The following is a 23,701-nucleotide window of genomic DNA, read 5'->3' on the forward strand; positions in this document are numbered from 1 at the left end:
ATCGCTTACTCCGCAATCGCTTCGGCGTCGGCCTGGGCGACTTCGACGCTGGCGCCACCGCGACGCAGCAGGTCGGCGACCTTCTTGCCGCGACGCTGCGCCACCGACTTGGGGCTGGTCTGTTCGCCCAGCGCCTCGAACGTGGCCCGGATCATGTTGTACGGGTTCGACGTGCCGTTGGACTTGGTGACGACATCCGCCACGCCCAGGCTTTCGAACACCGCGCGCATCGGGCCACCGGCGATGATACCCGTACCGGCCGGGGCCGAACGCAGCGTCACCTTGCCTGCGCCGAAATGACCAAGGCCGTCATGGTGCAGCGTACGCCCTTCCTTCAGCGGAACGCGAACCATCGCCTTCTTCGCGGCGGCGGTTGCCTTGCTGATCGCTTCGGGCACTTCGCGGGCCTTGCCGTGGCCGAAGCCCGCACGACCCTTGCCGTCGCCCACGACCACCAGCGCCGCAAAGCCGAAACGCTTGCCGCCCTTCACGGTCTTGGACACGCGGTTGATGTGCACCAGCTTCTCGATCAGTTCTTCGCCCTGATCCTCGTCGCGGTTGCCGCCACGACGGTCGTCGCGACGACCGCCACGGTTGCGGTCATTGCCGCCACGATTGCCGCCGGGGCCACCTGCCCCACGGCCGCGACGCGGGCCGCGGCCTTCGGTCGGTGCGGCTTCGGGCGCGTCGACTGCCGCTTCGATGTTGTTTTCGTCAGCCATCATCAGAACTCCAGACCACCTTCACGGGCGGCATCGGCCAGCGCCTTCACGCGGCCATGAAACAGAAAGCCCCCGCGGTCGAACACGACCTTGGTCACGCCCGCCTTGGTCGCCGCAGCGGCAATGCGCTTGCCGACTTCGGCGGCGGCTTCCTTGGTGCAGCCGATCTTGCCGCGCACATCCTTTTCCAGGGTCGATGCCGCAGCGACCGTGTGGCCCTGTGCGTCGTCGATGACCTGCGCATAGATATGCTGGCCTGAACGGTGGATGCTGAGGCGCGGACGCGGGTTCTGGCCCGAACGCGCCTTGAGTGCGGTGCGGACGCGCTGACGGCGCCGATCGAAGAGAGAGAGTTTCGCCATGGCTTACTTCTTCTTGCCTTCTTTGCGGAAGATGAACTCGCCCGCATATTTGATGCCCTTGCCCTTATAGGGTTCCGGCTTGCGCCAGCGGCGGATTTCTGCGGCGACCTGGCCAACCTGCTGCTTGTCGTTGCCCGTGATGTTGATCGTCGTGTTATCCGGCGTGGCAATGGTGATGCCTTCGGGAATGGCGAAATCGACATCATGGCTGTAGCCGAGCTGCAACTTCAGCGTCTTGCCCTGCGCATTGGCGCGATAGCCGACGCCGGTGATCAGCAGCTGCTTCGTAAAGCCTTCGCTGACGCCGGTGATCAGGTTCTGGACCAGCGTGCGCTGCATGCCCCAGAATGCACGGGCCGCCTTCGTCTTGTTGGCAGGCTGCACCGAAATGCCATCGTTTTCCAGCGTGTAGCTGATTTCGTCGCGCAGCGGCATCGCCAGGGTGCCCTTGGGGCCCTTGACGGAGAGCTGCCCGCCTTCGATGGTCGCCGTCACCCCTGCGGGGATCGCGACCGGCTTTTTACCGATGCGACTCATCAGAACACCTCCGCCAGCACTTCGCCGCCGACATTCTGTTCGCGCGCTTCCGCGTCGGACAGAACACCCTTCGGCGTCGAGACAATCGTGATGCCCAGGCCGTTGCGAACGACCGGCAGGTCCTTCGAACCGGAATAGACCCGGCGGCCCGGCTTCGAGACGCGCGCGACATGCTTGATCGCGGGCTGGCCCTCGAAATATTTCAGCTCGATGCGCAGGCCGGGATGCTTGCCCAGATCTTCTTCGGAATAGCCACGGATGTAGCCTTCCCGCTGCAACACATCGAGAACGCGCGCACGCAGCTTGCTGGCGGGGGACATCACGCTGTCCTTCTTCGCCTGCTGGCCGTTGCGGATGCGGGTGAGCATATCACCCAAAGGATCGGTCAATGCCATGAGATGATATCCTTACCAGCTCGACTTGGTGACGCCGGGGATCAGGCCCTTGTTGGCCAGATCGCGCAGCTGAATGCGGCAGAGCCGGAACTTGCGATAATAAGCGCGCGGACGACCCGTCACTTCGCAACGGTTGCGAACCCGCGTCGGGTTCCCGTTGCGGGGGATCTCGGCCATCTTCAGGCGTGCGATAAGACGCTCGCCATCATCTGCGCTGGTGTCGGCGGCAATCGCCTTCAGCCGGGCATATTTGCCGGCATATTTCTTCACCAGCTTCTTACGCCGTTCGTTCTTGTTGATGGAACTCAGTTTCGCCATGACTTAAGTTCTCTTCCTTTCTCTGGCAGGTCCGCTCACGCGGCCTGCTTTGCCTCTTCAACCGGGAACGGGAAACCGAACAGGCGCAGCAGCTCGCGCGCCTCGTCGTCCGTCTTCGCGGTCGTGGTGACGATGATGTCCATGCCGCGCACCTTTTCGATGCGGTCATAGTTGATTTCCGGGAAAATGATCTGTTCCTTGATCCCGAAGGCATAGTTGCCACGGCCGTCGAAGGACTTCGGGTTCAGACCACGGAAATCGCGGATGCGGGGCATGGCGATGGTCACCATGCGATCCAGAAACTCGTACATGCGTTCACGGCGCAGCGTTACCTTCGCACCGATCGGCATGCCTTCGCGCAGCTTGAACTGGGCGATCGACTTCTTGGCCTTGGTAATCACCGGCTTCTGGCCCGCGATCAGCTCCATTTCCTCGGCGGCCGCAGTGACCTTCTTCTTGTCCTGCGTCGCTTCGCCCACACCCATGTTCAGAACGATCTTCTCGATCTTCGGAACTTCCATGTGGTTCTTGTAGCCGAACTTCTCGGTCATCGCCTTGATGATGGTCTCATCATAGAGCGCCTTCATCCGCGGCGTATATTTTTCATCAGCCATCGATGCTCTCCCCGGACTTCACGGCCACGCGGACCTTCTTGCCGTCCTTGGTCTCGAAACGCACACGGGTGGGCTTGCCATCCGCGCCGGCGATCGCGACGTTCGAAATATGCAGCGGCGCGGGCTTGCGATCTATGCCGCCCTGCGGGTTCGCCTGGTCGGGCTTGCGATGCCTCGCATGAACGTTGATGCCTTCCACCAGCACCTTGTCGTCCTTCGGGAACATCTGGAGCACGGTGCCGGTACGGCCCTTGTCCTTGCCCGCGAGCACGATGACCTTGTCGCCCTTCTTGATGCGTGCGGCGCTCATTACAGCACCTCCGGCGCAAGGCTGATGATCTTCATGTGCTTGCGCGCGCGCAGCTCACGGACCACGGGGCCGAAGATACGGGTGCCGATCGGCTCCTCGTTCTTGTTCACCAGCACGGCGGCGTTGCCGTCGAAACGGATCACGCTGCCGTCGGGACGACGGATGTCCTTGGCGGTGCGCACGATGACGGCACGGTGCACGTCACCCTTTTTCACGCGACCCTTGGGCTGCGCTTCCTTCACGGAGACGACGATGATGTCGCCCACGCTGGCAAAGCGCCGCTTGGAGCCGCCAAGCACCTTGATGCACTGGACGCGCTTGGCACCCGAATTATCGGCCACCTCAAGATTTGACTGCATCTGGATCATGGATCCGGTTCCTTCTTACTTGGCTTTCCGGGGCATTGTATAGACTTAGCCTCGGGAGTTCCGTGTTCGTGTCAGCTTACGAAGCGACTTCGGGCGACTTGTGCGTATCGACCCGCTCGATGACCTTCCAGGTCTTGAGCTTGGAGATAGGCGCGGTCTCCTCGATGCGAACGGTTTCACCTTCGTGATAGGCGTTCGCTTCGTCGTGAGCGTGATACTTCTTCGAACGGCGAATGATCTTGCCGTAGAGCGGGTGCTTCACCTTGCGCTCCACGCGGACCACCACCGTCTTGTCGGTCTTGTCGGAAACGATCGTTCCCGTAAGCACGCGCTTGGGCATAATGCGTTCCTTCCTTACTTCGCCGCGGCAGCCGAGCGCGAACGCTCGTTCTGCAACGTCATGATCTGTGCGATCGAGCGACGGACTTCGCGAACGCGGCTGGGCTTTTCCAGCTGGTTCGTGGCCGCCTGAAAGCGCAGGTTGAACTGCTCGCGCTTCAGATTGCCGAGTTCGGTCGACAACTCGTCGTCGGTCTTGGTCTTGAGGTCAGCTACGTTTGCCATGTCCTCAGGCTCCCAGATGCGAGGTGTCACCCAGACGGGCAACGACCTTGGTCTTGATGGGCAGCTTCATCGCAGCGCGCGAGAAAGCCTCTGCGGCCAGCGGGCCGGGCACGCCGTCCAGCTCGAACAGGATGCGACCCGGCTTCACGCGGGCGGCCCAATATTCGATCGAACCCTTGCCCTTGCCCTGGCGGACTTCGGCAGGCTTCTTCGACACCGGCACATCCGGGAAGATGCGGATCCACAAACGACCCTGACGGCGGATGTGGCGGGTGATCGCACGGCGGGCCGCTTCGATCTGACGCGCGGTCAGACGATCGGGTTCCATGGCCTTGAGGCCATAGGAGCCGAAGTTCAGGTCCGTGCCACCCTTGGCCTCGCCCTTGATCCGGCCCTTGAAGGCCTTGCGAAACTTCATTTTCTTCGGTTGCAGCATGATGCTCTACCTTGTCCTTAGCGGGCCGGGCGCACGCCGGAGGTCTGAGCCTCCAGCATGAGCCGGTCCGTTGCCATCGGGTCATGGCCCAGGATTTCGCCCTTGAAGATCCATACCTTCACGCCGCACACGCCATAAGCGGTGTGTGCCGTCGCTTCGGCATAGTCGACGTTGCCGCGCAGCGTGTGCAGCGGAACGCGGCCTTCGCGATACCATTCGACGCGCGCGATTTCCGCGCCGCCAAGACGGCCACCGCAAGTGATCTTGATGCCTTCGGCACCAAGACGCAGCGCCGACTGCACCGCGCGCTTCATGGCGCGACGGAAAGCGATGCGGCGCTCGAGCTGGTCGGCGACGCCCTGGGCAACCAGGCGGCTGTCGATTTCAGGCTTGCGGATTTCGACGATGTTGAGGCTGACGTCGGACGAGGTGAACTCGCCCAGCTTCTTGCGCAGCTTCTCGATGTCGGCACCCTTCTTACCGATGATGACACCGGGACGCGCAGCATAGATCGACACGCGGCACAGCTTGGCCGGGCGTTCGATCACCACCTTCGAGATCGCGGCCTGCGGCAGGGTCTTGAAGATGAATGTGCGGATCTTGATGTCTTCCATCAGCAGACGGCCATAGTCCGCGCCTTCGGCGAACCAGCGGCTGTCCCATGTACGGTTGATCTGGAGACGCAGACCGATCGGATTGCTCTTGTGACCCATAGCTTTACGCCTCTGCCTCTTCTGCCTGCTCGCGGACGACGATACGCACCCGGCTGAACGGCTTCAGGATGCGGGTGGACTTGCCACGACCGCGCGTGTGGAACCGCTTCATCGTCAGCGCCTTGCCGACCGATGCTTCGGCGACGACCAGTGCGTCGACATCCAGATTATGGTTGTTTTCGGCGTTCGCGATGGCCGAAGCCAGCACCTTGCGCACATCCACAGCCATGGCCTTGGTCGAGAAGGCCAGGACGTTCATGGCGTCCTCGACCTTGCGACCACGGATCAGCGCGGCGACCAGGTTCAGCTTCTGGGCGGAACCACGGATCGTCGTGCCGACGGCCAGCGCCTCATTGTCGGCCACCCGACGGGGAGACTTTTCCTTGCCCATTAGCGTTTGCCCTTCTTGTCGGCGGCATGGCCGGGGAAGTAGCGCGTCGGCGCGAACTCGCCCAGCTTGTGGCCGACCATTTCCTCGTTCACCGAAACGGGAACATGCTTGCGGCCGTTGTAGACGTTGAACGTCAGGCCAACGAACTGCGGCAGGATCGTCGAGCGGCGCGACCAGGTCTTGATCGGCGCGCGCGCGTTGGTTTCCTGCGCGGTTTCCGCCTTCTTCAGAAGGCTGAGGTCCACGAACGGACCTTTCCAGACGGAACGAGCCATCGCTTACCTCTTCTTCTTCGCATGACGCGACCGGATGATCATCTTGTCGGTCGACTTGTTGTGGCGAGTGCGTGCACCCTTGGTCGGCTTGCCCCATGGCGTCACCGGATGGCGACCGCCCGAGGTCCGGCCTTCACCACCGCCGTGCGGATGGTCGACCGGGTTCTTTGCAACACCGCGCGTCAGCGGACGGCGGCCCAGCCAGCGGTTGCGGCCAGCCTTCGCCAGGTTGGTGTTGGCGTTGTCCGGGTTGGAGACGGCGCCCACGGTGCCCATGCATTCCGCACGGATGTACCGCTGTTCGCCCGAGTTGAGGCGCACCATCACCATGCCGCGATCGCGGCCGACAAGCTGCGCGTAGGTCCCGGCGGACCGTGCGAGCTGACCGCCCTTGCCCGGCTTCATCTCCACATTGTGGATGATGGTGCCGACCGGCATCTGGCCCAGTTCCATGGCGTTGCCAGGCTTCACGTCGGTCTTCTTCGCGGCGATCACCTTGTCACCGGGCGCAAGGCGCTGCGGCGCGAGGATATAGGCCTGCTCCCCATCGGGATAGCTGACCAGCGCGATGAACGCGGTGCGGTTGGGGTCATATTCCAGACGCTCGACCGTGCCTTCCACGTCCCACTTGCGACGCTTGAAGTCGATGATGCGATAGCGCTGCTTGTGGCCGCCCGCGATGCCGCGGCTGGTCACATGACCCTTGTTGTTGCGGCCGCCCGTCTTGCGCTTGCCTTCGGTCAGCGCCTTGACCGGCTTGCCCTTGTGCAGCGCGGACCGATCGACGAGGATCAGGCCGCGGCGTGCGGGGCTGGTCGGATTATAATGCTTGAGTGCCATCTATCCCGCCTCAAATACCGGTGGTGACGTCAATTTGCTTACTGTCGGCAGTAAGCGTGACGATCGCCTTCTTGAAATCGGAACGCTTGTAGGGCTTGCCCTTCCAGCGTTTCACCTTGCCCTTCTGGACGATGGTGTTCACGGCCTTCACCGTCACGCCGAACAGCGCCTCGATGGCGGCCTTGATCTCAGGCTTGGAGGCATCGTTGGCGACCTTGAAAACAACGGCGTTGTTCTCGGACAACAGCGTCGCCTTTTCGGTGATGTGCGGCGCGACGACGACGTCGTAATGACGGTTGTCGACGGCGATCTTGGCGGGCTTTTTAGCCATGGAAACGGGCCTCCAGCTTTTCGACCGCCGCGCGGGTCAGGACCAGCGAGTCGGCACGGAGAATGTCGTAGACATTGGCACCCACGGCGGGGAGCACATTGACGCCGACGATATTGGACGATGCACGGGCGAAGCTGACGTTGATCGCGTCGCCGTCGATGAACAGCGCCTTGCCCAGGCCCAGACCGGCGAGCTTGCCGACCAGTTCCTGCGTCTTGCCGTCCTTGACGTCGAGATTGTCGAGCACCGTCAGCGTGCCGGCCTTCGCCTTGGCGGAGAGCGCCATCTTCAGGCCCAGCGCGCGAACCTTCTTGTTCAGCGAGGGATTGAAGTCACGCACGCGCGGGCCATGGGCCTTGCCGCCGCCGATGAAGATCGGGGCCGCACGATCGCCGTGACGGGCGGTGCCGCCGCCCTTCTGGCGACCGAACTTCTTGCCGGTGCGGGCGACATCTGAACGCTCACGCGCACCGCGGGCGGTGCCGCGGCGCTTTTCGAGCTGCCAGGTGACAACGCGATGGAGAATGTCGGCGCGCGGCTCCAGGCCGAACACATCGTCATTCAGCTCAAGATCGCCAGCGGCTTTCGCGTCGAGGGTCTGTACCTTGACCTTCATGGTTTAGCCCTCCTGGCCTTCGGTGGCTTCCACGGCCCCGGCGTCTTCGGCCGGGGTATTCGCGGGAGCATCATTGCTGTTGGCAGCCTGCTTCAGGCTGGCGGGATAGGGCACGTCGGCAGGACGGGGCACCTTGACCGCATCCTTGACCGTCAGCCAGGTGCCCTTGGCACCCGGCACGCTGCCCTTGACGAACAGCAGGCCACGCTCGACGTCGGTGCGCACGATTTCCAGATTCTGCTGGGTGCGCTCGCGGTCGCCCATATGGCCGGCCATCTTCTTGTTCTTGAACACGCGGCCCGGATCCTGACGGTTGCCCGTCGAACCATGCGCACGGTGGCTGATCGACACACCATGCGTGGCGCGCATACCGCCGAAGCCCCAACGCTTCATGGCACCGGCAAAACCCTTGCCCTGCGTGTGGCCGCTCACATCGACGAGCTGACCGGCAATGAAATGATCGGCCGCGATTTCCGCGCCGACATCCAGCAGCGCGTCTTCGGCCACGCGGAACTCGCAAATGCGCGCCTTCGGCTCCACTTCCGCCTTGGCGAAGTGCCCGCGCTGCGGCTTGGCGACATTCTTGGCCTTGGCGACACCGGCGCCAAGCTGCACGGCAACATAGCCGTCACGATCTGTTTCGCGGCGGGCGATGACCTGATTGCCTTCAAGCGCCAGGACAGTGACGGGCACATGGCGGCCATCATCCTGGAACAGGCGGGTCATCCCCACTTTCTTCGCGATCACGCCAGTACGCATGATCCATACTCCCAATAGAGGCCCGTCGGAATTGGCGGGCGTATCCAACGAAAAGACCCCGCAGGATTTTCATCCTGTGGGGCCAACCCAAATGCTGAAGATCACCCCGTCCGGGTTGGATGCTTCCGCAAGACGGAAGCGACGGGGGACCAGGACCGCAGCAAAGCTGCGCGGTATCCCTTTGTCGGCTTTTAAGCCAATTTGATCTCGACGTTCACGCCGGCAGCCAGATCGAGCTTCATCAGCGCGTCGACCGTCTGCGGCGTCGGCTGCACAATGTCAAGCATGCGCTTGTATGTGCGAACTTCGAACTGCTCACGCGACTTCTTGTCGACGTGCGGACCACGGTTGACCGTGAACTTCTCGATGCGCGTCGGCAGAGGAATAGGACCGCGAATAAGTGCACCCGTGCGGCGCGCGGTGTCTGCGATGTCGCCCGTTGCCTGGTCGAGCACGCGATGATCGAACGCCTTGAGGCGAATGCGGATATTGCTGTCCATGTCCTGTACCGATGCGAAAGAGCCAAAATCAAAAAAATTGCCTCGTCACGGCCAGGCCGCAACGAGGAAATAGCAAGCCGCGCGAATCACCAGACCCGCGCGGCTGCTGTCCTATATTACTTGGAGATCGTGCCGACAACCCCTGCGCCAACGGTACGACCGCCTTCGCGAATGGCGAAGCGCAGGCCCGCGTCCATCGCGATCGGCGCGATGAGCTTCACGCCCAGCTTCACGTTGTCGCCCGGCATCACCATTTCGGTGCCTGCGGGCAGGATCACTTCGCCGGTCACGTCCGTCGTGCGGAAGTAGAACTGCGGGCGATAGTTGGCAAAGAACGGCGTGTGACGGCCGCCTTCTTCCTTCGACAGCACATAGACTTCGGCGTCGAACTCGGTGTGCGGCGTAACCGAACCGGGCTTGGCCAGAACCTGGCCACGCTCCACGTCTTCACGACCCACGCCGCGCACCAGCGCGCCGATGTTGTCGCCGGCGCGACCTTCGTCGAGCAGCTTGCGGAACATTTCCACGCCCGTGACAGTGGTCTTGCGGGTATCCTTGATGCCGACGATTTCGACTTCTTCGCCGACCTTGACGATGCCGGTTTCGACACGGCCGGTCACGACGGTGCCGCGACCCGAGATCGAGAACACGTCTTCGATCGGCATCAGGAACGGCTTGTCGACGGGACGCTCGGGCTGCGGGATCCAGCTGTCGACGGCCGCCATCAGCTTCAGAACGGCGTCATGGCCGATTTCAGGCGTCTTGTCCTGCAGCGCGGCGACGGCCGAACCCGGGATGATGGGGATGTTGTCGCCATCGAAATCGTAGCTGCTGAGCAGCTCGCGGATTTCCAGCTCGACCAGTTCCAGGATTTCCGCGTCGTCGACCAGGTCGACCTTGTTCATGAACACGACGAGCTGGGGAACGCCGACCTGCTTGGCGAGCAGGATGTGCTCGCGGGTCTGCGGCATCGGGCCATCGGTTGCCGACACGACCAGGATCGCGCCGTCCATCTGCGCCGCACCCGTGATCATGTTCTTCACATAGTCGGCGTGGCCGGGGCAATCGACGTGCGCATAGTGGCGCGCTTCGGTTTCATATTCGACGTGCGCGGTCGAAATGGTGATGCCGCGCTCACGCTCTTCGGGCGCCTTGTCGATGTTGTCATAGCTGGTGAAGGTCGCGCCGCCGGTTTCGGCCAGCACCTTGGTGATCGCTGCGGTCAGCGAGGTCTTGCCATGGTCGACGTGACCGATGGTGCCGATGTTGCAGTGCGGCTTCGTCCGCTCAAACTTAGCTTTCGCCATTTCTCTCTACCTTCTTGTCCAAATAGCTTGGTCTGACCGCTTGGGCGCGCGCCCGCTCCCTTGTGCGAAGGCGCGTCCATAGCAGCATATTTACAGATTGCCAGCCCTGACGACCGGGATTTTTGCGATCGTCAGGGCAATTTTATCAGGCGAGCTTCGCCTTCACTTCGTCTGCCACATTCTGCGGCACTTCTTCATAGTGCGAGAACTGCATGCTGTACTGCGCGCGGCCCTGCGTGAACGAGCGAAGCTGGTTCACATAGCCGAACATGTTGGCCAGCGGCACCATCGCCTCGACCACCTGGGCATTGCCCCGGCTGTCGGTGCCCTGGATCTGGCCACGACGGCTGTTCATGTCGCCGATCACGTCGCCCAGATAATCTTCGGGGGTGACGACCTCGACCTTCATGATCGGTTCGAGCAGCTTGATGCCCGCCTTCTGCGCCGCTTCGCGCATCGCGCCACGGGCACAGATTTCGAACGCCAGCGCCGAGGAGTCGACGTCATGATAGGCCCCGTCGTAAAGCACGGCGGTGAAATCGATGATCGGGAAGCCGATCAGCGATCCGGTCGCCGCGATTTCGCGAATGCCCTTCTCGACCGAGGGGATATATTCCTTCGGAATATTGCCGCCCTTGACTTCATCCTTGAAGATGATGCCCTGGCCACGTTCGCCCGGCTCGACCGTGAACTTGATGCGCCCGAACTGGCCCGAACCACCCGACTGCTTCTTATGCGTATAGTCGATGTCGACCTTTTTCGCGAGATATTCGCGATAGGCGACCTGCGGCGCACCGACATTGGCCTCGACCTTGAACTCGCGCTTCATGCGGTCAACCAGGATTTCGAGGTGAAGCTCACCCATGCCCTTGATGATCGTCTGACCGCTTTCGGCGTCGGACGACACCCGGAACGACGGGTCTTCGCGGGCAAGGCGGTTGAGCGCGATACCCATCTTTTCCTGGTCGGCCTTCGTCTTGGGTTCCACGGACAGCTCGATGACCGGCTCGGGGAACTCCATCCGCTCCAGGATGATCGGCGCGTTGGAAGCGCACAGCGTATCGCCGGTGGTCGTTTCCTTGAGGCCCGCCAGCGCCACGATATCGCCCGCATAGGCTTCCTGAATGTCCTCGCGGCTGTTGGCATGCATCAGCAGCATGCGGCCGACCTTTTCCTTCTTGTCCTTCACCGAGTTGGTGACGGACGAGGCGGTTTCCAGCTTGCCCGAATAGATGCGGGCAAAGGTCAGCGTGCCGACGAACGGGTCGTTCATGATCTTGAACGCCAGTGCGGAGAACGGTGCGTCGTCCGAAGGCGCGCGGCTGTCCTTGGTCTCGCCGTCGAGCTTCAGACCTTCGACCGGGGGAATGTCGAGCGGGCTGGGCAGATAATCCACCACCGCGTCGAGCAGCGGCTGAACACCCTTGTTCTTGAAGGCAGAACCGCACAGCACCGGCACGAACGAGAAGTTCAGCGTGCCCTTGCGGATCAGCTTAGTCAGCGTTTCCGCGTCCGGCTCATTGCCTTCCAGATAGGCTTCCATGACGTCGTCGTCCTGCTCGACCGCCATTTCGATCAGTTCCGAACGCGCGGTGGCCGCAGCGTCCTTCAGATCGTCGGGGATCGGCGTATAGTCGAACTTCGCGCCCAGGCTTTCGTCCTGCCAGATGATCGCGCGATCGCGCACCAGATCGACCAGACCCTTGAAGCCGCCTTCGATACCGATCGGCAGATAGAGGACCAGCGGACGCGCGCCCAGGCGATCCTTGATCATTTCGACGCACCGCTCGAAGTTCGCGCCGGTGCGATCCAGCTTGTTGACGAAGCACATGCGCGGCACATGATATTTTTCGGCCTGACGCCACACCGTTTCGGACTGCGGCTCCACCCCGGCAACGCCGTCGAAACAGGCGACCGCGCCATCGAGCACGCGCAGCGAACGCTCGACTTCGATCGTGAAGTCGACGTGGCCGGGGGTGTCGATGATGTTGATGCGGTGGTCGTTCCAGAAGCATGTCGTGGCAGCGGACGTGATCGTGATCCCGCGTTCCTGCTCCTGCTCCATCCAGTCCATCGTCGCGGCGCCGTCATGCACTTCGCCGATCTTGTAGGACTTGCCGGTGTAATACAGAATACGCTCGGTCGTCGTCGTCTTCCCGGCGTCGATATGCGCCATGATGCCGATGTTGCGATATTTTTCGAGCGGATGGCTGCGGGCCATGATCTTTACTCCATTGCCGGTTTAGGGCGGACCAATAATGAAACTCTTGTTCCGTTCGGCCTTTCGACAAGCTCAGCAGAGCTTGTCGAAGCCTTCCCCTGAACGGAGTGAAGGGCCTTCGCCATGCTCAGGCGCAACCTTCGACAAGCTCAGGACGAACGGTAATAAGGGGGCGAAGGTAGATACCCTCGCCCCCATATGTAGGTGCTTACCAGCGATAATGCGAGAAGGCGCGGTTGGCTTCGGCCATCCGGTGCGTGTCTTCCCGCTTCTTCACGGCATTGCCACGGTTGTTCGCGGCATCGAGCAGTTCGCCCGAAAGACGCGCGGCCATCGTGGTTTCGCTGCGGTTGCGCGCAGCGGTGATGAGCCAGCGGATCGCCAGCGCCTGGGCACGCTCGGGGCGCACTTCGACGGGAACCTGATAGGTCGCACCACCGACGCGGCGGCTGCGCACTTCGATGCCGGGCTTCACATTGTTCAGCGCGTCATGGAACATGGCGATCGGGTCCTTCTTGGCTTTCGCCTCGACGGTTTCCAGCGCGCCATAGACGATGCCTTCGGCGACGGCCTTCTTGCCGTCTTCCATGACACTGTTCATGAACTTGGAGAGGATCTGATCGCCATATTTGGGATCGGGAAGGATGATGCGCTTTTCAGGGCGACGACGACGTGACATGGTTTCTGTCTCCCTTACTTAGGACGCTTGGCGCCATATTTGGAACGGCTCTGCTTGCGGTCCTTGACACCCTGGGTATCGAGAACGCCGCGCAGAACGTGGTAACGCACACCGGGAAGGTCGCGCACACGGCCGCCACGGATCAGCACGACGCTGTGCTCCTGAAGGTTGTGGCCTTCACCGGGGATGTACGTGATGACTTCGCGCTGGTTGACCAGGCGCACCTTGGCCACCTTGCGCAGCGCCGAGTTCGGCTTCTTCGGGGTCGTCGTGTAGACGCGGGTGCACACGCCGCGCTTTTGCGGGTTCGCATCCATGGCAGGGACCTTGGATTTGGCCTTCTGCGGTTCGCGGCCCTTGCGGACCAGCTGGTTAATCGTTGGCATGAAGCCCTTCACCTTTTCAAAGTTACTCTGCCGGCCCTGCCACCCTGCGCCTGTGGGACCGGCCCACAAAACCTTGCCATTGTTTCCAACAGCAAAGGCCCCGGCGGTCGAAAGACCCCTGGAGCCGCAAGAGCATCCGGCAATGTTCAGCTCTGTATTTACCACCCGGAGAAGGCAGTCGGGAAAGCGATTCTCCCGTCCGCAGCCGTCAGGCAGGCGCGCCCTATACTAGCGAGGGGGTAACGGGTCAAGCGGCTGTCGCCTGCCCCGTCCTGACCTGCCCCGTCCTGCCCGTCCTGCCCTGCCCCAACTGTTCCCGCAAAGCCCCATGCGATACGGCTATCCCGATGCGTCCGCGGACGCTATGCCAGGCCCATGCCCGATCCGACCGGCTTTTCCGTCCTTGATCTTGCGCCGTTTCGCGGCGGCCGGGGCGCGTTGCGGCTGGGCCTGAGGCCGCTGCCCGAGGCAAAGTGGCGCGACCAAGGCACCGTCTTGCCATCGCGCGTTGCGGCGAAAGTACCGATCTTCGACACCGTACCGGAAAGTCTGATCGTACTGCCGCAAGCCGCGCCTGCCGTGGCCGAACTCTCCAGGCTGGTCGGTACGGACACGCCGGATCTACGCGCCGCCGCCATGGCAACCTATGAGGACCTGCTGATCCTCTTGCCCCGCGATGGCGTACATGTGCTGGTGGCAGGCGCCCTCGCCTTTCCGACCGACTGGCATCTCGACCGGAAGATCGGCCATCCGCTGGCCGCCATCCATGCGCCCATCCCCACCTATGCCGAAAAGCTTAGCCCCGCCGTCGATCACGTCTTCGCTACCCTGACGCCCGAACGCATGTTGTTGCGCACCAACTGGAATGTGCTGGAGACGGACGACTTGCGCTATCTGCCGGATCGCCCCGCGATCGATCGTTTCGATAACGTTACAAATGACAATGCGGGCGACACATTATATGTCCGGGTCGAGCGGCAGACCTTGCGGCGATTGCCCCGGAGCGGCGCGGCGGTCTTCACCATCGGCGTCTATATCGAGCCGCTGCGCGCGCTCACCCCCGCGCTGGTGCAGGACCTGTCTCAAGCCGTCCACTCCGTGCCGCAGGAGGAAGCGATCCGCCGCGGCACACCGGGCTATCGCGATGCCCTTGCCGCCTATGCCGACGCATGCGCCGTTCCAACAGAAAATTGAAGAAACCGAAGTTTTCTGGGGGTTTCAACGCCGCAACTTATGCAACTTAAGCCCGTTTCAAAAGCCGTCTTTCCCATCCCGGCAAGAGCGGCTAGGGCCGGAGGCATGACTGCGGCGCTTAACGTGACTCGTTCCATTCTCGGCCAGCCGTGGCGATGGCGCGGACTTGGCACCGACGGCCGTGACGCGGCGTTCACGCCCGACGATCTGGTGACCCAGCTTCTGCTGGCGCGCGGATGCCAGCGGGATGATGTTGCCGCGCATCGCGAGCCTACGATACGCGCCTTCATGCCCGATCCCGGCCTGTTCCAGGATATGGAGCGGGCCGCCGCCCGCATCGCCGACGCTGTGCAGGCGGGCGAAGCCGTCACCATTTTCGGCGATTATGATGTCGATGGCGCGACCAGTGCCGCCTTGCTGATCCGCCTGCTGCGCGATCTCGGGCTGTCAGCCTGCGCCTATATTCCCGATCGGCTTATGGAAGGCTACGGCCCGTCGGGCGAGGCGCTGGTGCGGCTGGGCGCGGAAGGATCGTCCCTGATCGTCACCGTCGATTGCGGCGCGCAGGCGTTCGAAGCGCTGGCGATGGCCCGCGCGGCCGGAATCGACGTTATCGTTGTCGATCATCATCAGTGCGCCTCCACGCTCCCTGCGGCTTATGCCCTGGTCAATCCCAACCGGCTCGACGAAAGCGTCGCGGGTGCCGCGTTCGGCCATCTGGCGGCCGTCGGGGTTGCCTTCCTGCTGGGCGCGGCGCTCATCCGCACATTGCGCGCGCGCGGCTGGTTCGCCACCCGATCCGAGCCCCGTCTGCTGGACTTGCTCGACATCGTTGCGCTCGGCACCGTTGCCGATGTGGCGCAATTGCGTGGTCTCAACCGGGCATTTGTGGCGCAGGGGCTGAAGGTTCTGGCGCAGCGCCGCAACATCGGTCTCGCCGCCCTTGTCGAGACGAGCGGGCTCAAGCGCACGCCACTGTGCCACGATCTGGGCTTTGCGCTCGGCCCGCGCATCAATGCGGGCGGGCGTGTGGGCCAGTCGGATCTGGGTGTTCGTCTGCTCACGACGCAGGATCCGGACGAAGCGCGCACCCTCGCGGAGGAACTCGATCGCCTGAACGGCGAACGCCGCGTCATCGAAGGGGATGTCCAGGCGCAGGCGGAGGCCATCGCCGCCCGTGAAGAGGGGCGCGCCGTCGCGGTGATCGCAGGCGAAGGCTGGCACCCGGGCGTGATCGGGATCGTTGCCGGGCGTATGAAGGAAAAGCTTGGCCGCCCGGCCATCGTCATCGCGCTGGACGAAACCGGGACCGGCAAAGGGTCGGGCCGCTCGATCGCAGGCGTCGATCTGGGGGCGGCGGTGCTCGCCGCGAAGGACAGCGGCCTGCTGATCGCGGGCGGGGGGCATGCGATGGCGGCGGGGCTTACCGTGGCGCCAGGCGGAATCGATGCGCTGGCCGACTTTCTCGACGCGCGCCTGTCCGCCGATGTCGCCCGCGCCATGGACGGCCGGGCGCTGCTGATCGACGCGGTGCTCAGCCCGCGCGGCGTCAATCCGGACTTCGTAAACGCCATAGAGGAAGGTGGCCCCTATGGCACCGGCTGGCCCGCGCCGCGCATCGCCACCGGCCCCGTGCGGGTGGTCAAGGCGGACATTGTTGGCACTGGCCATGTCCGTGCGATCGTTGCGGGGGACGACGGCGCATCGATCAAGACCGTCGCCTTCCGCCAGGCCGAAACCGGCCTTGGTCAAGCCCTTCTGGCCGCCCCCCGGGATCGGCGTCTGTGGATCGCGGGCCGCGCGAAGATTGATGATTGGGGCAGCCGCGCCGCCGCCGAACTGCATGTCGAGGACGCTGCCTGGTGCCCATGATCGCCATCGCGCGCAGGGATTTGGACCGCGGACGATTTCAGGGTTGACCCGTGAAAACGAAAACCCTAATGCGGCCTCCGCTTCAGGCAACGCCGCTCTCCGGCATGCCCGTTGGCCCCTTCGTCTAGCGGTTAGGACGCGGCCCTTTCACGGCTGAAACACGGGTTCGATTCCCGTAGGGGTCACCACTTGATTTAGTGGTTTCGAAGTATCTCTGGATATCGGCAGTCACGCCTGCAAACCGCCGGAATTGCGCAGACTTTTCTGCCCTCTTTTCGACGCTGAGACAGCGGAAACGTTTTGTGTCTCGGCGATGTGCGGACGACGCCCACTTTTCTCTTTACCCTCGATTTCCCTGTACCGAAAGCCTATCGGGCACATCCCTTCATACACCCTCACGTCATGGATCTGCTCAGGCAGACTCTGCGCCGATCATCATAGCGGGAAGAGCGGGCAAAGGCGTGGTCTCCAAGACTGCAGGCAAGCTGTCGATCGGGCCGAGTTTTTCGATCCTGCAGAAGCCATACTACAGCAGAACACACGCGGTGCGACGCACAATGCCTAGGTAGCGGGACGCCAGTGCCGCATTAGGACCAAGATATTGATTTTTCAGTTTTTTAAAACCTGTACCGGCTTAGCTTCGGAAACCACCGGACGACCAAAAAATCATTCCCACTCAATCGTGCCGGGTGGTTTGCTGGTATAGTCGTATACCACGCGGTTGATGCCCTTCACCTCGTTGATGATGCGGGTCGCCACGCGGCTGAGGAAGGCGGCGTCAAACGGGTAGATGTCGGCGGTCATCCCGTCGGTCGATGTGACGGCGCGCAGCGCGCAGACGCTGTCATAGGTGCGCAGGTCGCCCATCACGCCCACGGTGCGCACGGGCAACAGCACGGCGAATGCCTGCCAGATCGCGTCGTACAGGCCAGCGTTGCGGATTTCCTCCAGATAGATGGCGTCGGCCTTGCGCAATATGTCGCACCGTTCCTTCGTCACTTCGCCGGGGATGCGGATCGCGAGGCCCGGTCCGGGAAATGGATGGCGCCCCACGAAAATGTCGGGAAGTCCCAGTTCCCGGCCCAGCGCCCGCACTTCGTCCTTGAACAATTCGCGCAGCGGCTCGACCAGTTGCATGTTCATGCGTTCGGGCAGACCGCCAACATTGTGGTGGCTCTTGATCGTGACGCTCGGCCCGCCGGTGAAGGACACGCTTTCGATCACGTCGGGATAGAGCGTTCCCTGCGCCAGGAAATCCGCGCCGCCGACCTTGCGCGCCTCCGCCTCGAACAGTTCGATAAACGCGCCGCCGATGAACTTGCGCTTCTTCTCCGGGTCGGTGAGGCCCGCCAGCCCTTCGAGAAACTGTGCCTCGGCGTTCACATGGACCAGGTTGATGCCGTAATGCTCGCGGAAGAGCGTCACGACCTGCTCCGCCTCGTTCAGGCGCATCAGGCCATGATCGACGAACACGCAGGTCAACTGGTCGCCGATCGCCTCGTGGATGAGCACCGCGGCAACGGCCGAGTCGACGCCGCCGGACAGGCCGCAGATGACCCGCCCCGGACCGACCTGCGCCCGGATTTCGGCGATCTTCGTCGCGCGGAACTCCGCCATCGTCCAGTCACCGGTCAGGCCACACACATGCCGCGCGAAATTGGCGATCAGCCTGCCGCCATCGGGGGTATGGACGACTTCGGGGTGGAACTGCATGGCGTAGAAGCGTTTCGCTTCATTGGCGACGACGGCATAGGGCGCACCCTCGCTCGTTGCGACGACTTCGAACCCGTCGGCAAGCTGCGTCACCTTGTCGCCATGGCTCATCCATACCTGATGCCGCTCGCCTGGCTGCCACAGCCCGTCGAACAGCGCGCAGTCCTTGTCGACCGTAATGAACGCGCGGCCGAACTCGCCGCTCTCGCCGCCTTCGACCTGGCCGCCGAGTTGCTGCATCATCGTCTGCTGGCCATAACAGATACCGAGCACCGGCACCCCTGCATCAAAGATCGCCTGGGGCGCGCGCGGGCTGTCCTGCCACATGACCGAGGATGGGCCACCCGAGAGGATGACGCCCTTGGGCTGCATCCGCGCAAAGGCGTCCGCCGCACTGTTGAAGGGGGCGATTTCGCTGTACACCCCGGCTTCGCGGACACGCCGGGCGATGAGTTGCGTAACCTGGCTGCCGAAATCAACGATCAGGATGGATTCGGCGGCAATGGAGTCGGAGGGCTGGACTGTCATAGCCGTCCGATAAAGACGGGCAGTGGATTAGTCCAGCAGGGACGCGTCAGTTGCTGACGAGATCGCGGCTCAGATAGACGTCCGCCACCTGATCGCCCTGCACGGAGCAGGTGAACCGGCGGGTTTCGCCCGCACTGTCGCGCCAGGATGCGCGGCGTTCGACTTCGCCATCGATGTTATAGCCGCCCTGCACCGGTTGCGGCGCGTCGATGCGGCGCACTTCGGCATAGCCGCCGCTGCGAGTCGCTTCCTCCCGCGCGGCGATGGCGCAAGCCTCGACCGCGCGATCCTCCCCGGCGATCGGCATTGCGTCACCGCGATCGGCCGCCGCGACATCGGAGAAATCGTCATCGATCCCATCAGGCGCATTGGGCAGACCGGCAGCAGCGGACGAATCCGCAGGCGGCACAGTGTCAGGGTCGGCATTCCGATAGTCTTCAGAGCGATAGTCATCCGGGCGATAATCGTCCGTTCTGTCCGGGCGCGCCGCGCGATCTTTCGACATGGAATTAGCGACCACGGCCACCGCCCCGATCAGAGCGGCAATGCCGATCACGTCGCCAAAGTTGAACCCGTTGTCGCGATGGCGGTGCCAGCCGCGATCGCCCCATCCCCGCGGGCGTGCCTCGGCACTGGCGATGCTGCCCGCGATCAGCCCGATACCGACCACCGCCCCGATCAGACTGCGCTTAACTTGCATGCCCTGCACTCCCGCTCCCACTCGATGGCACAGGTCTATGATGGCCCGGCTGTCGCAAGGCTGAACGGCACGGCGGTCAGTCGTCGGGATCGGTGACGGTCAGCCCGGTCCAGTGCGCGATGAACGCATACATGTCCGAAAACTCCTCGATCACCTTGTCGGTCGGCTTGCCCGAACCATGACCCGCGCGTGTTTCGATGCGGATAAGGTGCGGCTTGTCGCCGATGGGGGTCGCCTGCAAGGCTGCCGCATATTTGAAGCTGTGGCCCGGCACCACGCGATCGTCGGTATCCGCCGTGGTCACCAGGATGGCGGGATAATCCTTCCCAGCGGTGATGTTGTGATAGGGCGAATAGCCGTAGAGCAGGCGGAAATCCTTCTCCTTCGACGGATAGCCATAATCGTCGACCCAGTAGCGTCCGGCCGTAAACCGGTCGAAGCGCAGCATGTCCATCACGCCGACCCCCGGCAGCGCGGCAGCGAACAGATCCGGCCGTTGGTTGACCACCGCGCCGACCAGCAGCCCGCCGTTGGAACGGCCCTCGATCGCAAGCTGGTCGCGCCCCGTTATGCCGTTTGCGATCAGGAACTCCCCGGCCGAAATGAAATCGTCGAACACATTCTGCTTGTTTTCGCGCCGCCCTGCATCGTGCCACGCCTTCCCATATTCACCTCCGCCGCGCAGATTGGCGATCGCGAGTGCACCGCCCTGTTCCAGCCAAGCAATGCGCGTCGGCGAGAAGGACGGCGTCATCGAAATGTTGAAGCCGCCATAGCCGTAGAGCAACGTCGGCGCGGGCCGCGCTGCCGCGACGATATCCTTGCGGCGGATTAGGAACATCGGCACCTGCGTGCCGTCCTTGGAGCGATAGAAAATCTGCTCTGTCACATAATCGGCCGGATCGAACGCCAGCTTGGGCTGGGCGAAAACCTCGGTCTTGCCGGTCGCGGTGTCATAGCGATAGATCGTGGATGGCGTCGTGAAGCCCGAGAAGCTGAAAAAGGTTTCAGGGTCGCCGCTCTTGCCGCCGAAACCCGCGGCAGTGCCTACGCCGGGCAGCGGCACGTCGCCCACTGGCCGACCGTCCAGTTCGACCAGTTCGGCCACGGTCCGCGCGTCCGCCAGATAGGCGAGGATGATACGATCGCCGATCAGCGATCCGCCCGCCAGCGTATCCTTGCGTTCGGCCACGACCTGCACCGGTGCCTTGCGCGGATTGGCGGCATCCAGCGTGACGAGCCGCTGGCGCGACGCGCCCTTGTCGGTCATGAACCAGAGCCGATCGCCTCGCGCCCCGATCAGACGCCAGCTATGGTTCAGTCCCTTGATCAGCGTGCGCGGCGCAATCGGCGCGTCGCGCCAGCCGTCGCCAAGCGCCACCAGCGTCACTTCCTGCCGGTCGTCCGTACCCGAAGCCGAGGTGATGACGAGCCACCGGCCGTCATCGGTCACTTCGCCACTATGGCCCAGCTTGGGGCGGTCGGGCGTCGCATAGACCAGCCGGTCCTGCGCCTGCGGCGTACCGACGCGGTGATAATAAAGTTGCTGATTCTCGTTCAGCGACTGAAAGGCGGCCCCCGCTTGCGGCGCTGCGAAACGGGAGTAGAAAAAGCCCTGCCCTTCCCCGTCCCAACTCAGGTTGGAGAACTTCACCCACTCCACCTTGTCGTCGAGCGTCTTGCCGCTCTCGACGTCAATCACCGCCAGCGTGCGCCAGTCGGTCCCACCATCCTGAACGGAATAGAGCAGGTAGCGGCCATCGGGCGAGGGCTTCCATTCCGCCAGTGCGGTGGCATTGTCCTTCGACAGCGCATTGGGGTCGATCAGCATCCGCTGCTCACCCGCCAGCCCTTCGCGCGCGAACAGCGGCGACTGGTTCTGAAGACCGCTGTTATACGCGAAGAAATAGCGGCTGCCCGCTTTGGTCGGCGTCGAGAAGCGCCCGTAATTGTAGAGTTTTTCCATCCGCTTGCGCAGGATGGACCGGCCCGGCAGGCTCGCCAGATAATCCTGCGTCACGCCGTTCTGTGCGGTCACCCAGTCGCGCACGGCGGCATCCTCCCGCACATCGGCTTCCAGCCAGCGATAGGGATCAAGGATCTTTACGCCGAAATGATCCTCCACCAGATCGAGCCGACGCGTCTGAGGATAGGACAGTTGCGCTTCCTTCATGATCGTTGCGGTATCCGGCTTGTCGGCGGGCGCTTCCGCCAGGGCGGGCGAGAGCGCGAACAGCACAGGCACGATAACGGACGCGACGCGCGCGTTTCGGAACGACTTGGCCATGGCTCTCCCCTGTTATGGTCTGTTACGCAAAACAGGCCGCAGCTTAGAAAGCAGCGGCCTGTTTGTGAAGCGTTGCAGACGCGAAAAGCGTCTTTGGCGAAAAGGTTTAGGCCGCTTCCATCTCATCTTCGTCCGCGCCCATGACCGGGCCGGAATCCTGACCCTTGGCGCTTATATCGCGATCGACGAACTCGATGATCGCGATCGGGGCGGCGTCCGACGCGCGAATGCCAGCTTTGATGATGCGGGTGTAGCCACCGGCGCGATCCCTGTAACGCTCGGCAAGCACGTCAAACAGCTTCACCAGTTGCGCGTCGTCCAGCAGACGGGCGTGCGCGAGACGACGGTTGGACAGGCCACCCTTCTTCGCCAGCGTCACCAGCTTCTCCACATAGGGGCGCAGTTCCTTGGCCTTCGCCACGGTGGTGGTGATCTGCTCATGCTTGATGAGCGCAGCGGCCATGTTGCGGAACAAGGCCGCGCGATGGCTGGAGGTACGTTGCAGCTTGCGGCCGCCTACACGATGACGCATTTCACTTTTTCCTTCGTTCGTTCAGGGGCCGTCTTACGGAACCCCGGACCAGGCGGTGCGACAAGGGGCCACCGCCCAAAACCCCTGTTCGTCCACCCGGCGAAGGCCAGGTGGACGGACGCAGATCAGCCTAGCAGTTCCTGCTCCAGCTTCTTGGCCATTTCCTCGATGTTCTCTGGCGGCCAGCCGGGGATGTCCATGCCGAGGCGCAGACCCATGGACGACAGCACTTCCTTGATTTCGTTCAGCGACTTGCGGCCGAAATTGGGGGTGCGCAGCATTTCCGCCTCGGTCTTCTGAACCAGATCGCCGATGTAGATGATGTTGTCGTTCTTGAGGCAGTTGGCGCTGCGGACCGACAGTTCCAGCTCGTCGACCTTCTTGAGAAGATAACGGTTGATCGTGTTGGTGTCGCTCTCGCCTTCCGACGACGCGGCGACCGCATGACCACCCGACGACGGCGCGGCGCTGGGCAGCGCATCCTCGAAATGCACGAACAACTGCAACTGGTCCTGAAGGATGCGCGCGGCGTAGGCCACGGCGTCTTCCGGGGTCACAGTGCCGTCGGTTTCGACCGTCAGCGACAGCTTGTCATAGTCCAGTTCCTGGCCGACGCGGGTGTTGTCCACCTTGTAGGCCACCTGACGCACGGGCGAATAGAGCGCATCGACCGGAATCAGGCCGATCGGAGCATCCGCCGGACGGTTGGCGACGGCAGGGACATAGCCCTTGCCGACATCGGCCGTCAGTTCCATGTTCAGGCTCGCGCCTTCGTCCAGATGACAGATGATGAGATCCGGGTTCATCACTTCGATGTCGCCGGATACCGCGATGTCGCCTGCCTTCACTTCGGCAGGGCCGGTGGCGGAAAGCTGAAGCCGCTTGGGACCATCGCCTTCCATCCGCAGCGCGACCTGCTTGATGTTGAGGACGATGTCGGTCACATCCTCGCGCACGCCGGCGAGCGAGGAAAACTCGTGCAGCACGTTTTCGATCTTGATCGAAGTGACCGCCGCGCCCTGAAGCGAGGAAAGAAGAACACGGCGCAGGGCATTGCCGAGCGTCAGGCCAAAGCCGCGCTCGAGCGGTTCGGCAACAAATGTCGCCTTGCGCTTGCCATCGCCGGCACCCTTGATTTCAAGCGCGCCCGGCTTCTTCAATTCCTGCCAGTTCTTCATGTTGACAGTCATGTAATTCCCCTGGGAATGTGGCGGGGGCCGATCCGCTGCGT

Annotated in this window: 30 protein-coding genes and 1 tRNA gene; 3 read left to right on the forward strand and 28 right to left on the reverse strand. The window is 62.9% G+C overall.

What is annotated here, in order from left to right; all coding sequences use genetic code 11:
* Nucleotides 1-5 precede the first annotated feature (5 nt).
* The 23 genes from rpsE to rpsL form a co-directional block, all read right to left on the reverse strand.
* On the reverse strand, nucleotides 6-722 hold the full coding sequence (rpsE, locus tag ENE74_RS11700; protein WP_127691203.1) for a 30S ribosomal protein S5: 717 nt from the start codon (nucleotides 720-722) through the stop codon (nucleotides 6-8).
* A gap of 2 nt (nucleotides 723-724) precedes the next feature.
* Complete coding sequence (gene rplR, locus ENE74_RS11705; protein ID WP_127691091.1) at nucleotides 725-1,084, reverse strand: 50S ribosomal protein L18; 360 nt, start codon at nucleotides 1,082-1,084, stop codon at nucleotides 725-727.
* A 3-nt stretch (nucleotides 1,085-1,087) separates the two neighbouring features.
* Nucleotides 1,088-1,621, reverse strand: a complete 534-nt coding sequence (gene rplF / locus ENE74_RS11710) for a 50S ribosomal protein L6 (protein WP_127691092.1) — start codon at nucleotides 1,619-1,621, stop codon at nucleotides 1,088-1,090.
* Nucleotides 1,621-2,016: a 30S ribosomal protein S8 gene (gene rpsH / locus ENE74_RS11715; RefSeq protein WP_127691093.1), complete on the reverse strand. Its 396-nt coding sequence runs from the start codon at nucleotides 2,014-2,016 to the stop codon at nucleotides 1,621-1,623. The genes rplF and rpsH overlap by 1 nt, the downstream gene beginning before the upstream one ends.
* 12 nt (nucleotides 2,017-2,028) lie before the next feature.
* Entirely contained in the window at nucleotides 2,029-2,334 is a 306-nt protein-coding gene (gene rpsN, locus ENE74_RS11720) for a 30S ribosomal protein S14 (protein ID WP_127691094.1), read from the reverse strand.
* Between the two features lie 35 nt (nucleotides 2,335-2,369).
* Entirely contained in the window at nucleotides 2,370-2,948 is a 579-nt protein-coding gene (gene rplE / locus ENE74_RS11725; RefSeq protein ID WP_127691095.1) for a 50S ribosomal protein L5, read from the reverse strand.
* Nucleotides 2,941-3,258, reverse strand: coding sequence for a 50S ribosomal protein L24 (gene rplX, locus ENE74_RS11730; protein WP_127691096.1), 318 nt, complete (start codon nucleotides 3,256-3,258; stop codon nucleotides 2,941-2,943). Before rplX ends, rplE begins: the two co-directional genes overlap by 8 nt.
* The gene (gene rplN / locus ENE74_RS11735; protein WP_127691097.1) at nucleotides 3,258-3,626 is read right to left on the reverse strand and encodes a 50S ribosomal protein L14; all 369 of its coding nucleotides are present in this window, start codon (nucleotides 3,624-3,626) and stop codon (nucleotides 3,258-3,260) included. The genes rplX and rplN overlap by 1 nt, the downstream gene beginning before the upstream one ends.
* A 76-nt stretch (nucleotides 3,627-3,702) precedes the next feature.
* Nucleotides 3,703-3,966, reverse strand: coding sequence for a 30S ribosomal protein S17 (gene rpsQ, locus ENE74_RS11740; protein WP_104953173.1), 264 nt, complete (start codon nucleotides 3,964-3,966; stop codon nucleotides 3,703-3,705).
* A 14-nt stretch (nucleotides 3,967-3,980) separates the two neighbouring features.
* Nucleotides 3,981-4,190: a 50S ribosomal protein L29 gene (gene rpmC / locus ENE74_RS11745; protein WP_127691098.1), complete on the reverse strand. Its 210-nt coding sequence runs from the start codon at nucleotides 4,188-4,190 to the stop codon at nucleotides 3,981-3,983.
* Nucleotides 4,191-4,194: 4 nt separating this feature from the next.
* Nucleotides 4,195-4,626, reverse strand: a complete 432-nt coding sequence (gene rplP, locus ENE74_RS11750) for a 50S ribosomal protein L16 (RefSeq protein ID WP_127691099.1) — start codon at nucleotides 4,624-4,626, stop codon at nucleotides 4,195-4,197.
* A 17-nt stretch (nucleotides 4,627-4,643) separates the two neighbouring features.
* Complete coding sequence (rpsC, locus tag ENE74_RS11755) at nucleotides 4,644-5,339, reverse strand: 30S ribosomal protein S3 (RefSeq protein WP_127691100.1); 696 nt, start codon at nucleotides 5,337-5,339, stop codon at nucleotides 4,644-4,646.
* A gap of 4 nt (nucleotides 5,340-5,343) precedes the next feature.
* Nucleotides 5,344-5,730, reverse strand: a complete 387-nt coding sequence (rplV, locus tag ENE74_RS11760; protein WP_127691101.1) for a 50S ribosomal protein L22 — start codon at nucleotides 5,728-5,730, stop codon at nucleotides 5,344-5,346.
* The gene (rpsS, locus tag ENE74_RS11765; protein WP_104953168.1) at nucleotides 5,730-6,005 is read right to left on the reverse strand and encodes a 30S ribosomal protein S19; all 276 of its coding nucleotides are present in this window, start codon (nucleotides 6,003-6,005) and stop codon (nucleotides 5,730-5,732) included. The genes rplV and rpsS overlap by 1 nt, the downstream gene beginning before the upstream one ends.
* Before the next feature lie 3 nt (nucleotides 6,006-6,008).
* A complete protein-coding gene (gene rplB, locus ENE74_RS11770) occupies nucleotides 6,009-6,845 on the reverse strand; it encodes a 50S ribosomal protein L2 (protein WP_127691102.1) in 837 nt (278 codons plus the stop codon).
* 10 nt (nucleotides 6,846-6,855) lie between these two features.
* The gene (locus ENE74_RS11775; RefSeq protein ID WP_127691103.1) at nucleotides 6,856-7,176 is read right to left on the reverse strand and encodes a 50S ribosomal protein L23; all 321 of its coding nucleotides are present in this window, start codon (nucleotides 7,174-7,176) and stop codon (nucleotides 6,856-6,858) included.
* The gene (rplD, locus tag ENE74_RS11780; protein ID WP_127691104.1) at nucleotides 7,169-7,792 is read right to left on the reverse strand and encodes a 50S ribosomal protein L4; all 624 of its coding nucleotides are present in this window, start codon (nucleotides 7,790-7,792) and stop codon (nucleotides 7,169-7,171) included. Before rplD ends, ENE74_RS11775 begins: the two co-directional genes overlap by 8 nt.
* A 3-nt stretch (nucleotides 7,793-7,795) precedes the next feature.
* Complete coding sequence (rplC, locus tag ENE74_RS11785) at nucleotides 7,796-8,551, reverse strand: 50S ribosomal protein L3 (protein WP_127691105.1); 756 nt, start codon at nucleotides 8,549-8,551, stop codon at nucleotides 7,796-7,798.
* A gap of 191 nt (nucleotides 8,552-8,742) precedes the next feature.
* Nucleotides 8,743-9,051, reverse strand: a complete 309-nt coding sequence (gene rpsJ / locus ENE74_RS11790) for a 30S ribosomal protein S10 (protein WP_006960299.1) — start codon at nucleotides 9,049-9,051, stop codon at nucleotides 8,743-8,745.
* Between the two features lie 116 nt (nucleotides 9,052-9,167).
* Nucleotides 9,168-10,358 carry an elongation factor Tu gene (tuf, locus tag ENE74_RS11795; protein WP_127691106.1) on the reverse strand — a complete coding sequence of 397 codons (1,191 nt, stop codon included), beginning with the start codon at nucleotides 10,356-10,358 and terminating at the stop codon, nucleotides 9,168-9,170.
* Between the two features lie 145 nt (nucleotides 10,359-10,503).
* On the reverse strand, nucleotides 10,504-12,579 hold the full coding sequence (gene fusA, locus ENE74_RS11800) for an elongation factor G (RefSeq protein WP_127691107.1): 2,076 nt from the start codon (nucleotides 12,577-12,579) through the stop codon (nucleotides 10,504-10,506).
* 208 nt (nucleotides 12,580-12,787) lie between these two features.
* On the reverse strand, nucleotides 12,788-13,258 hold the full coding sequence (gene rpsG / locus ENE74_RS11805; RefSeq protein WP_127691108.1) for a 30S ribosomal protein S7: 471 nt from the start codon (nucleotides 13,256-13,258) through the stop codon (nucleotides 12,788-12,790).
* Nucleotides 13,259-13,272: 14 nt separating this feature from the next.
* Nucleotides 13,273-13,644, reverse strand: a complete 372-nt coding sequence (gene rpsL, locus ENE74_RS11810; protein WP_026002556.1) for a 30S ribosomal protein S12 — start codon at nucleotides 13,642-13,644, stop codon at nucleotides 13,273-13,275.
* Nucleotides 13,645-14,019: 375 nt separating this feature from the next.
* On the opposite strand from rpsL, the gene ENE74_RS11815 reads away from it, so the two are divergent.
* The 3 genes from ENE74_RS11815 (at nucleotide 14,020) to ENE74_RS11825 (ending at nucleotide 16,898) form a co-directional block, all read left to right on the forward strand.
* A complete protein-coding gene (locus ENE74_RS11815; protein ID WP_127691109.1) occupies nucleotides 14,020-14,838 on the forward strand; it encodes a heme-dependent oxidative N-demethylase family protein in 819 nt (272 codons plus the stop codon).
* A gap of 105 nt (nucleotides 14,839-14,943) precedes the next feature.
* Entirely contained in the window at nucleotides 14,944-16,710 is a 1,767-nt protein-coding gene (gene recJ / locus ENE74_RS11820; RefSeq protein WP_127691110.1) for a single-stranded-DNA-specific exonuclease RecJ, read from the forward strand.
* Nucleotides 16,711-16,823: 113 nt separating this feature from the next.
* Nucleotides 16,824-16,898 (forward strand) — tRNA-Glu (locus ENE74_RS11825).
* A 478-nt stretch (nucleotides 16,899-17,376) separates the two neighbouring features.
* On the opposite strand, the gene guaA is transcribed toward ENE74_RS11825, so the two are convergent.
* From guaA to ENE74_RS11850, 5 genes are all read right to left on the reverse strand, one after another.
* Nucleotides 17,377-18,951: a glutamine-hydrolyzing GMP synthase gene (gene guaA, locus ENE74_RS11830; RefSeq protein WP_127691111.1), complete on the reverse strand. Its 1,575-nt coding sequence runs from the start codon at nucleotides 18,949-18,951 to the stop codon at nucleotides 17,377-17,379.
* Nucleotides 18,952-18,997: 46 nt separating this feature from the next.
* Nucleotides 18,998-19,651 carry a hypothetical protein gene (locus tag ENE74_RS11835; protein ID WP_127691112.1) on the reverse strand — a complete coding sequence of 218 codons (654 nt, stop codon included), beginning with the start codon at nucleotides 19,649-19,651 and terminating at the stop codon, nucleotides 18,998-19,000.
* Nucleotides 19,652-19,727: 76 nt separating this feature from the next.
* Nucleotides 19,728-21,938 carry a prolyl oligopeptidase family serine peptidase gene (locus ENE74_RS11840; RefSeq protein ID WP_127691113.1) on the reverse strand — a complete coding sequence of 737 codons (2,211 nt, stop codon included), beginning with the start codon at nucleotides 21,936-21,938 and terminating at the stop codon, nucleotides 19,728-19,730.
* Between the two features lie 106 nt (nucleotides 21,939-22,044).
* Complete coding sequence (gene rplQ / locus ENE74_RS11845; protein WP_127691114.1) at nucleotides 22,045-22,470, reverse strand: 50S ribosomal protein L17; 426 nt, start codon at nucleotides 22,468-22,470, stop codon at nucleotides 22,045-22,047.
* Nucleotides 22,471-22,595: 125 nt separating this feature from the next.
* Nucleotides 22,596-23,660: a DNA-directed RNA polymerase subunit alpha gene (locus tag ENE74_RS11850; RefSeq protein ID WP_127691115.1), complete on the reverse strand. Its 1,065-nt coding sequence runs from the start codon at nucleotides 23,658-23,660 to the stop codon at nucleotides 22,596-22,598.
* Nucleotides 23,661-23,701: the final 41 nt, after the last annotated feature.

This window comes from Sphingobium algorifonticola, assembly GCF_004005485.1.
GTDB classification, from domain to species: domain Bacteria; phylum Pseudomonadota; class Alphaproteobacteria; order Sphingomonadales; family Sphingomonadaceae; genus Sphingobium; species Sphingobium algorifonticola.

Excerpts from the sequence above, each read along its gene's own strand:
- rpsG (WP_127691108.1), bottom strand. The coding sequence starts at position 13,258 with ATGTCACGTCGTCGTCGCCCTGAAAAGCGCATCATCCTTCCCGATCCC.
- guaA (WP_127691111.1), bottom strand. The coding sequence starts at position 18,951 with ATGACAGTCCAGCCCTCCGACTCCATTGCCGCCGAATCCATCCTGATC.
- fusA (WP_127691107.1), bottom strand. The coding sequence starts at position 12,579 with ATGGCCCGCAGCCATCCGCTCGAAAAATATCGCAACATCGGCATCATG.
- ENE74_RS11840 (WP_127691113.1), bottom strand. The coding sequence starts at position 21,938 with ATGGCCAAGTCGTTCCGAAACGCGCGCGTCGCGTCCGTTATCGTGCCT.
- rpsE (WP_127691203.1), bottom strand. The coding sequence starts at position 722 with ATGGCTGACGAAAACAACATCGAAGCGGCAGTCGACGCGCCCGAAGCC.
- rpsJ (WP_006960299.1), bottom strand. The coding sequence starts at position 9,051 with ATGGACAGCAATATCCGCATTCGCCTCAAGGCGTTCGATCATCGCGTG.
- rplC (WP_127691105.1), bottom strand. The coding sequence starts at position 8,551 with ATGCGTACTGGCGTGATCGCGAAGAAAGTGGGGATGACCCGCCTGTTC.
- rplP (WP_127691099.1), bottom strand. The coding sequence starts at position 4,626 with ATGCTGCAACCGAAGAAAATGAAGTTTCGCAAGGCCTTCAAGGGCCGG.
- ENE74_RS11775 (WP_127691103.1), bottom strand. The coding sequence starts at position 7,176 with ATGGCTAAAAAGCCCGCCAAGATCGCCGTCGACAACCGTCATTACGAC.
- recJ (WP_127691110.1), top strand. The coding sequence starts at position 14,944 with ATGACTGCGGCGCTTAACGTGACTCGTTCCATTCTCGGCCAGCCGTGG.
- rplD (WP_127691104.1), bottom strand. The coding sequence starts at position 7,792 with ATGAAGGTCAAGGTACAGACCCTCGACGCGAAAGCCGCTGGCGATCTT.
- rplE (WP_127691095.1), bottom strand. The coding sequence starts at position 2,948 with ATGGCTGATGAAAAATATACGCCGCGGATGAAGGCGCTCTATGATGAG.
- rplN (WP_127691097.1), bottom strand. The coding sequence starts at position 3,626 with ATGATCCAGATGCAGTCAAATCTTGAGGTGGCCGATAATTCGGGTGCC.
- rplR (WP_127691091.1), bottom strand. The coding sequence starts at position 1,084 with ATGGCGAAACTCTCTCTCTTCGATCGGCGCCGTCAGCGCGTCCGCACC.
- ENE74_RS11835 (WP_127691112.1), bottom strand. The coding sequence starts at position 19,651 with ATGCAAGTTAAGCGCAGTCTGATCGGGGCGGTGGTCGGTATCGGGCTG.
- ENE74_RS11850 (WP_127691115.1), bottom strand. The coding sequence starts at position 23,660 with ATGACTGTCAACATGAAGAACTGGCAGGAATTGAAGAAGCCGGGCGCG.
- ENE74_RS11815 (WP_127691109.1), top strand. The coding sequence starts at position 14,020 with ATGCCCGATCCGACCGGCTTTTCCGTCCTTGATCTTGCGCCGTTTCGC.
- rplB (WP_127691102.1), bottom strand. The coding sequence starts at position 6,845 with ATGGCACTCAAGCATTATAATCCGACCAGCCCCGCACGCCGCGGCCTG.
- rpsL (WP_026002556.1), bottom strand. The coding sequence starts at position 13,644 with ATGCCAACGATTAACCAGCTGGTCCGCAAGGGCCGCGAACCGCAGAAG.
- rpmC (WP_127691098.1), bottom strand. The coding sequence starts at position 4,190 with ATGGCAAACGTAGCTGACCTCAAGACCAAGACCGACGACGAGTTGTCG.
- rplF (WP_127691092.1), bottom strand. The coding sequence starts at position 1,621 with ATGAGTCGCATCGGTAAAAAGCCGGTCGCGATCCCCGCAGGGGTGACG.
- rplQ (WP_127691114.1), bottom strand. The coding sequence starts at position 22,470 with ATGCGTCATCGTGTAGGCGGCCGCAAGCTGCAACGTACCTCCAGCCAT.
- rplV (WP_127691101.1), bottom strand. The coding sequence starts at position 5,730 with ATGGGCAAGGAAAAGTCTCCCCGTCGGGTGGCCGACAATGAGGCGCTG.
- rplX (WP_127691096.1), bottom strand. The coding sequence starts at position 3,258 with ATGAGCGCCGCACGCATCAAGAAGGGCGACAAGGTCATCGTGCTCGCG.
- rpsH (WP_127691093.1), bottom strand. The coding sequence starts at position 2,016 with ATGGCATTGACCGATCCTTTGGGTGATATGCTCACCCGCATCCGCAAC.
- rpsN (WP_127691094.1), bottom strand. The coding sequence starts at position 2,334 with ATGGCGAAACTGAGTTCCATCAACAAGAACGAACGGCGTAAGAAGCTG.
- rpsQ (WP_104953173.1), bottom strand. The coding sequence starts at position 3,966 with ATGCCCAAGCGCGTGCTTACGGGAACGATCGTTTCCGACAAGACCGAC.
- rpsC (WP_127691100.1), bottom strand. The coding sequence starts at position 5,339 with ATGGGTCACAAGAGCAATCCGATCGGTCTGCGTCTCCAGATCAACCGT.
- tuf (WP_127691106.1), bottom strand. The coding sequence starts at position 10,358 with ATGGCGAAAGCTAAGTTTGAGCGGACGAAGCCGCACTGCAACATCGGC.
- rpsS (WP_104953168.1), bottom strand. The coding sequence starts at position 6,005 with ATGGCTCGTTCCGTCTGGAAAGGTCCGTTCGTGGACCTCAGCCTTCTG.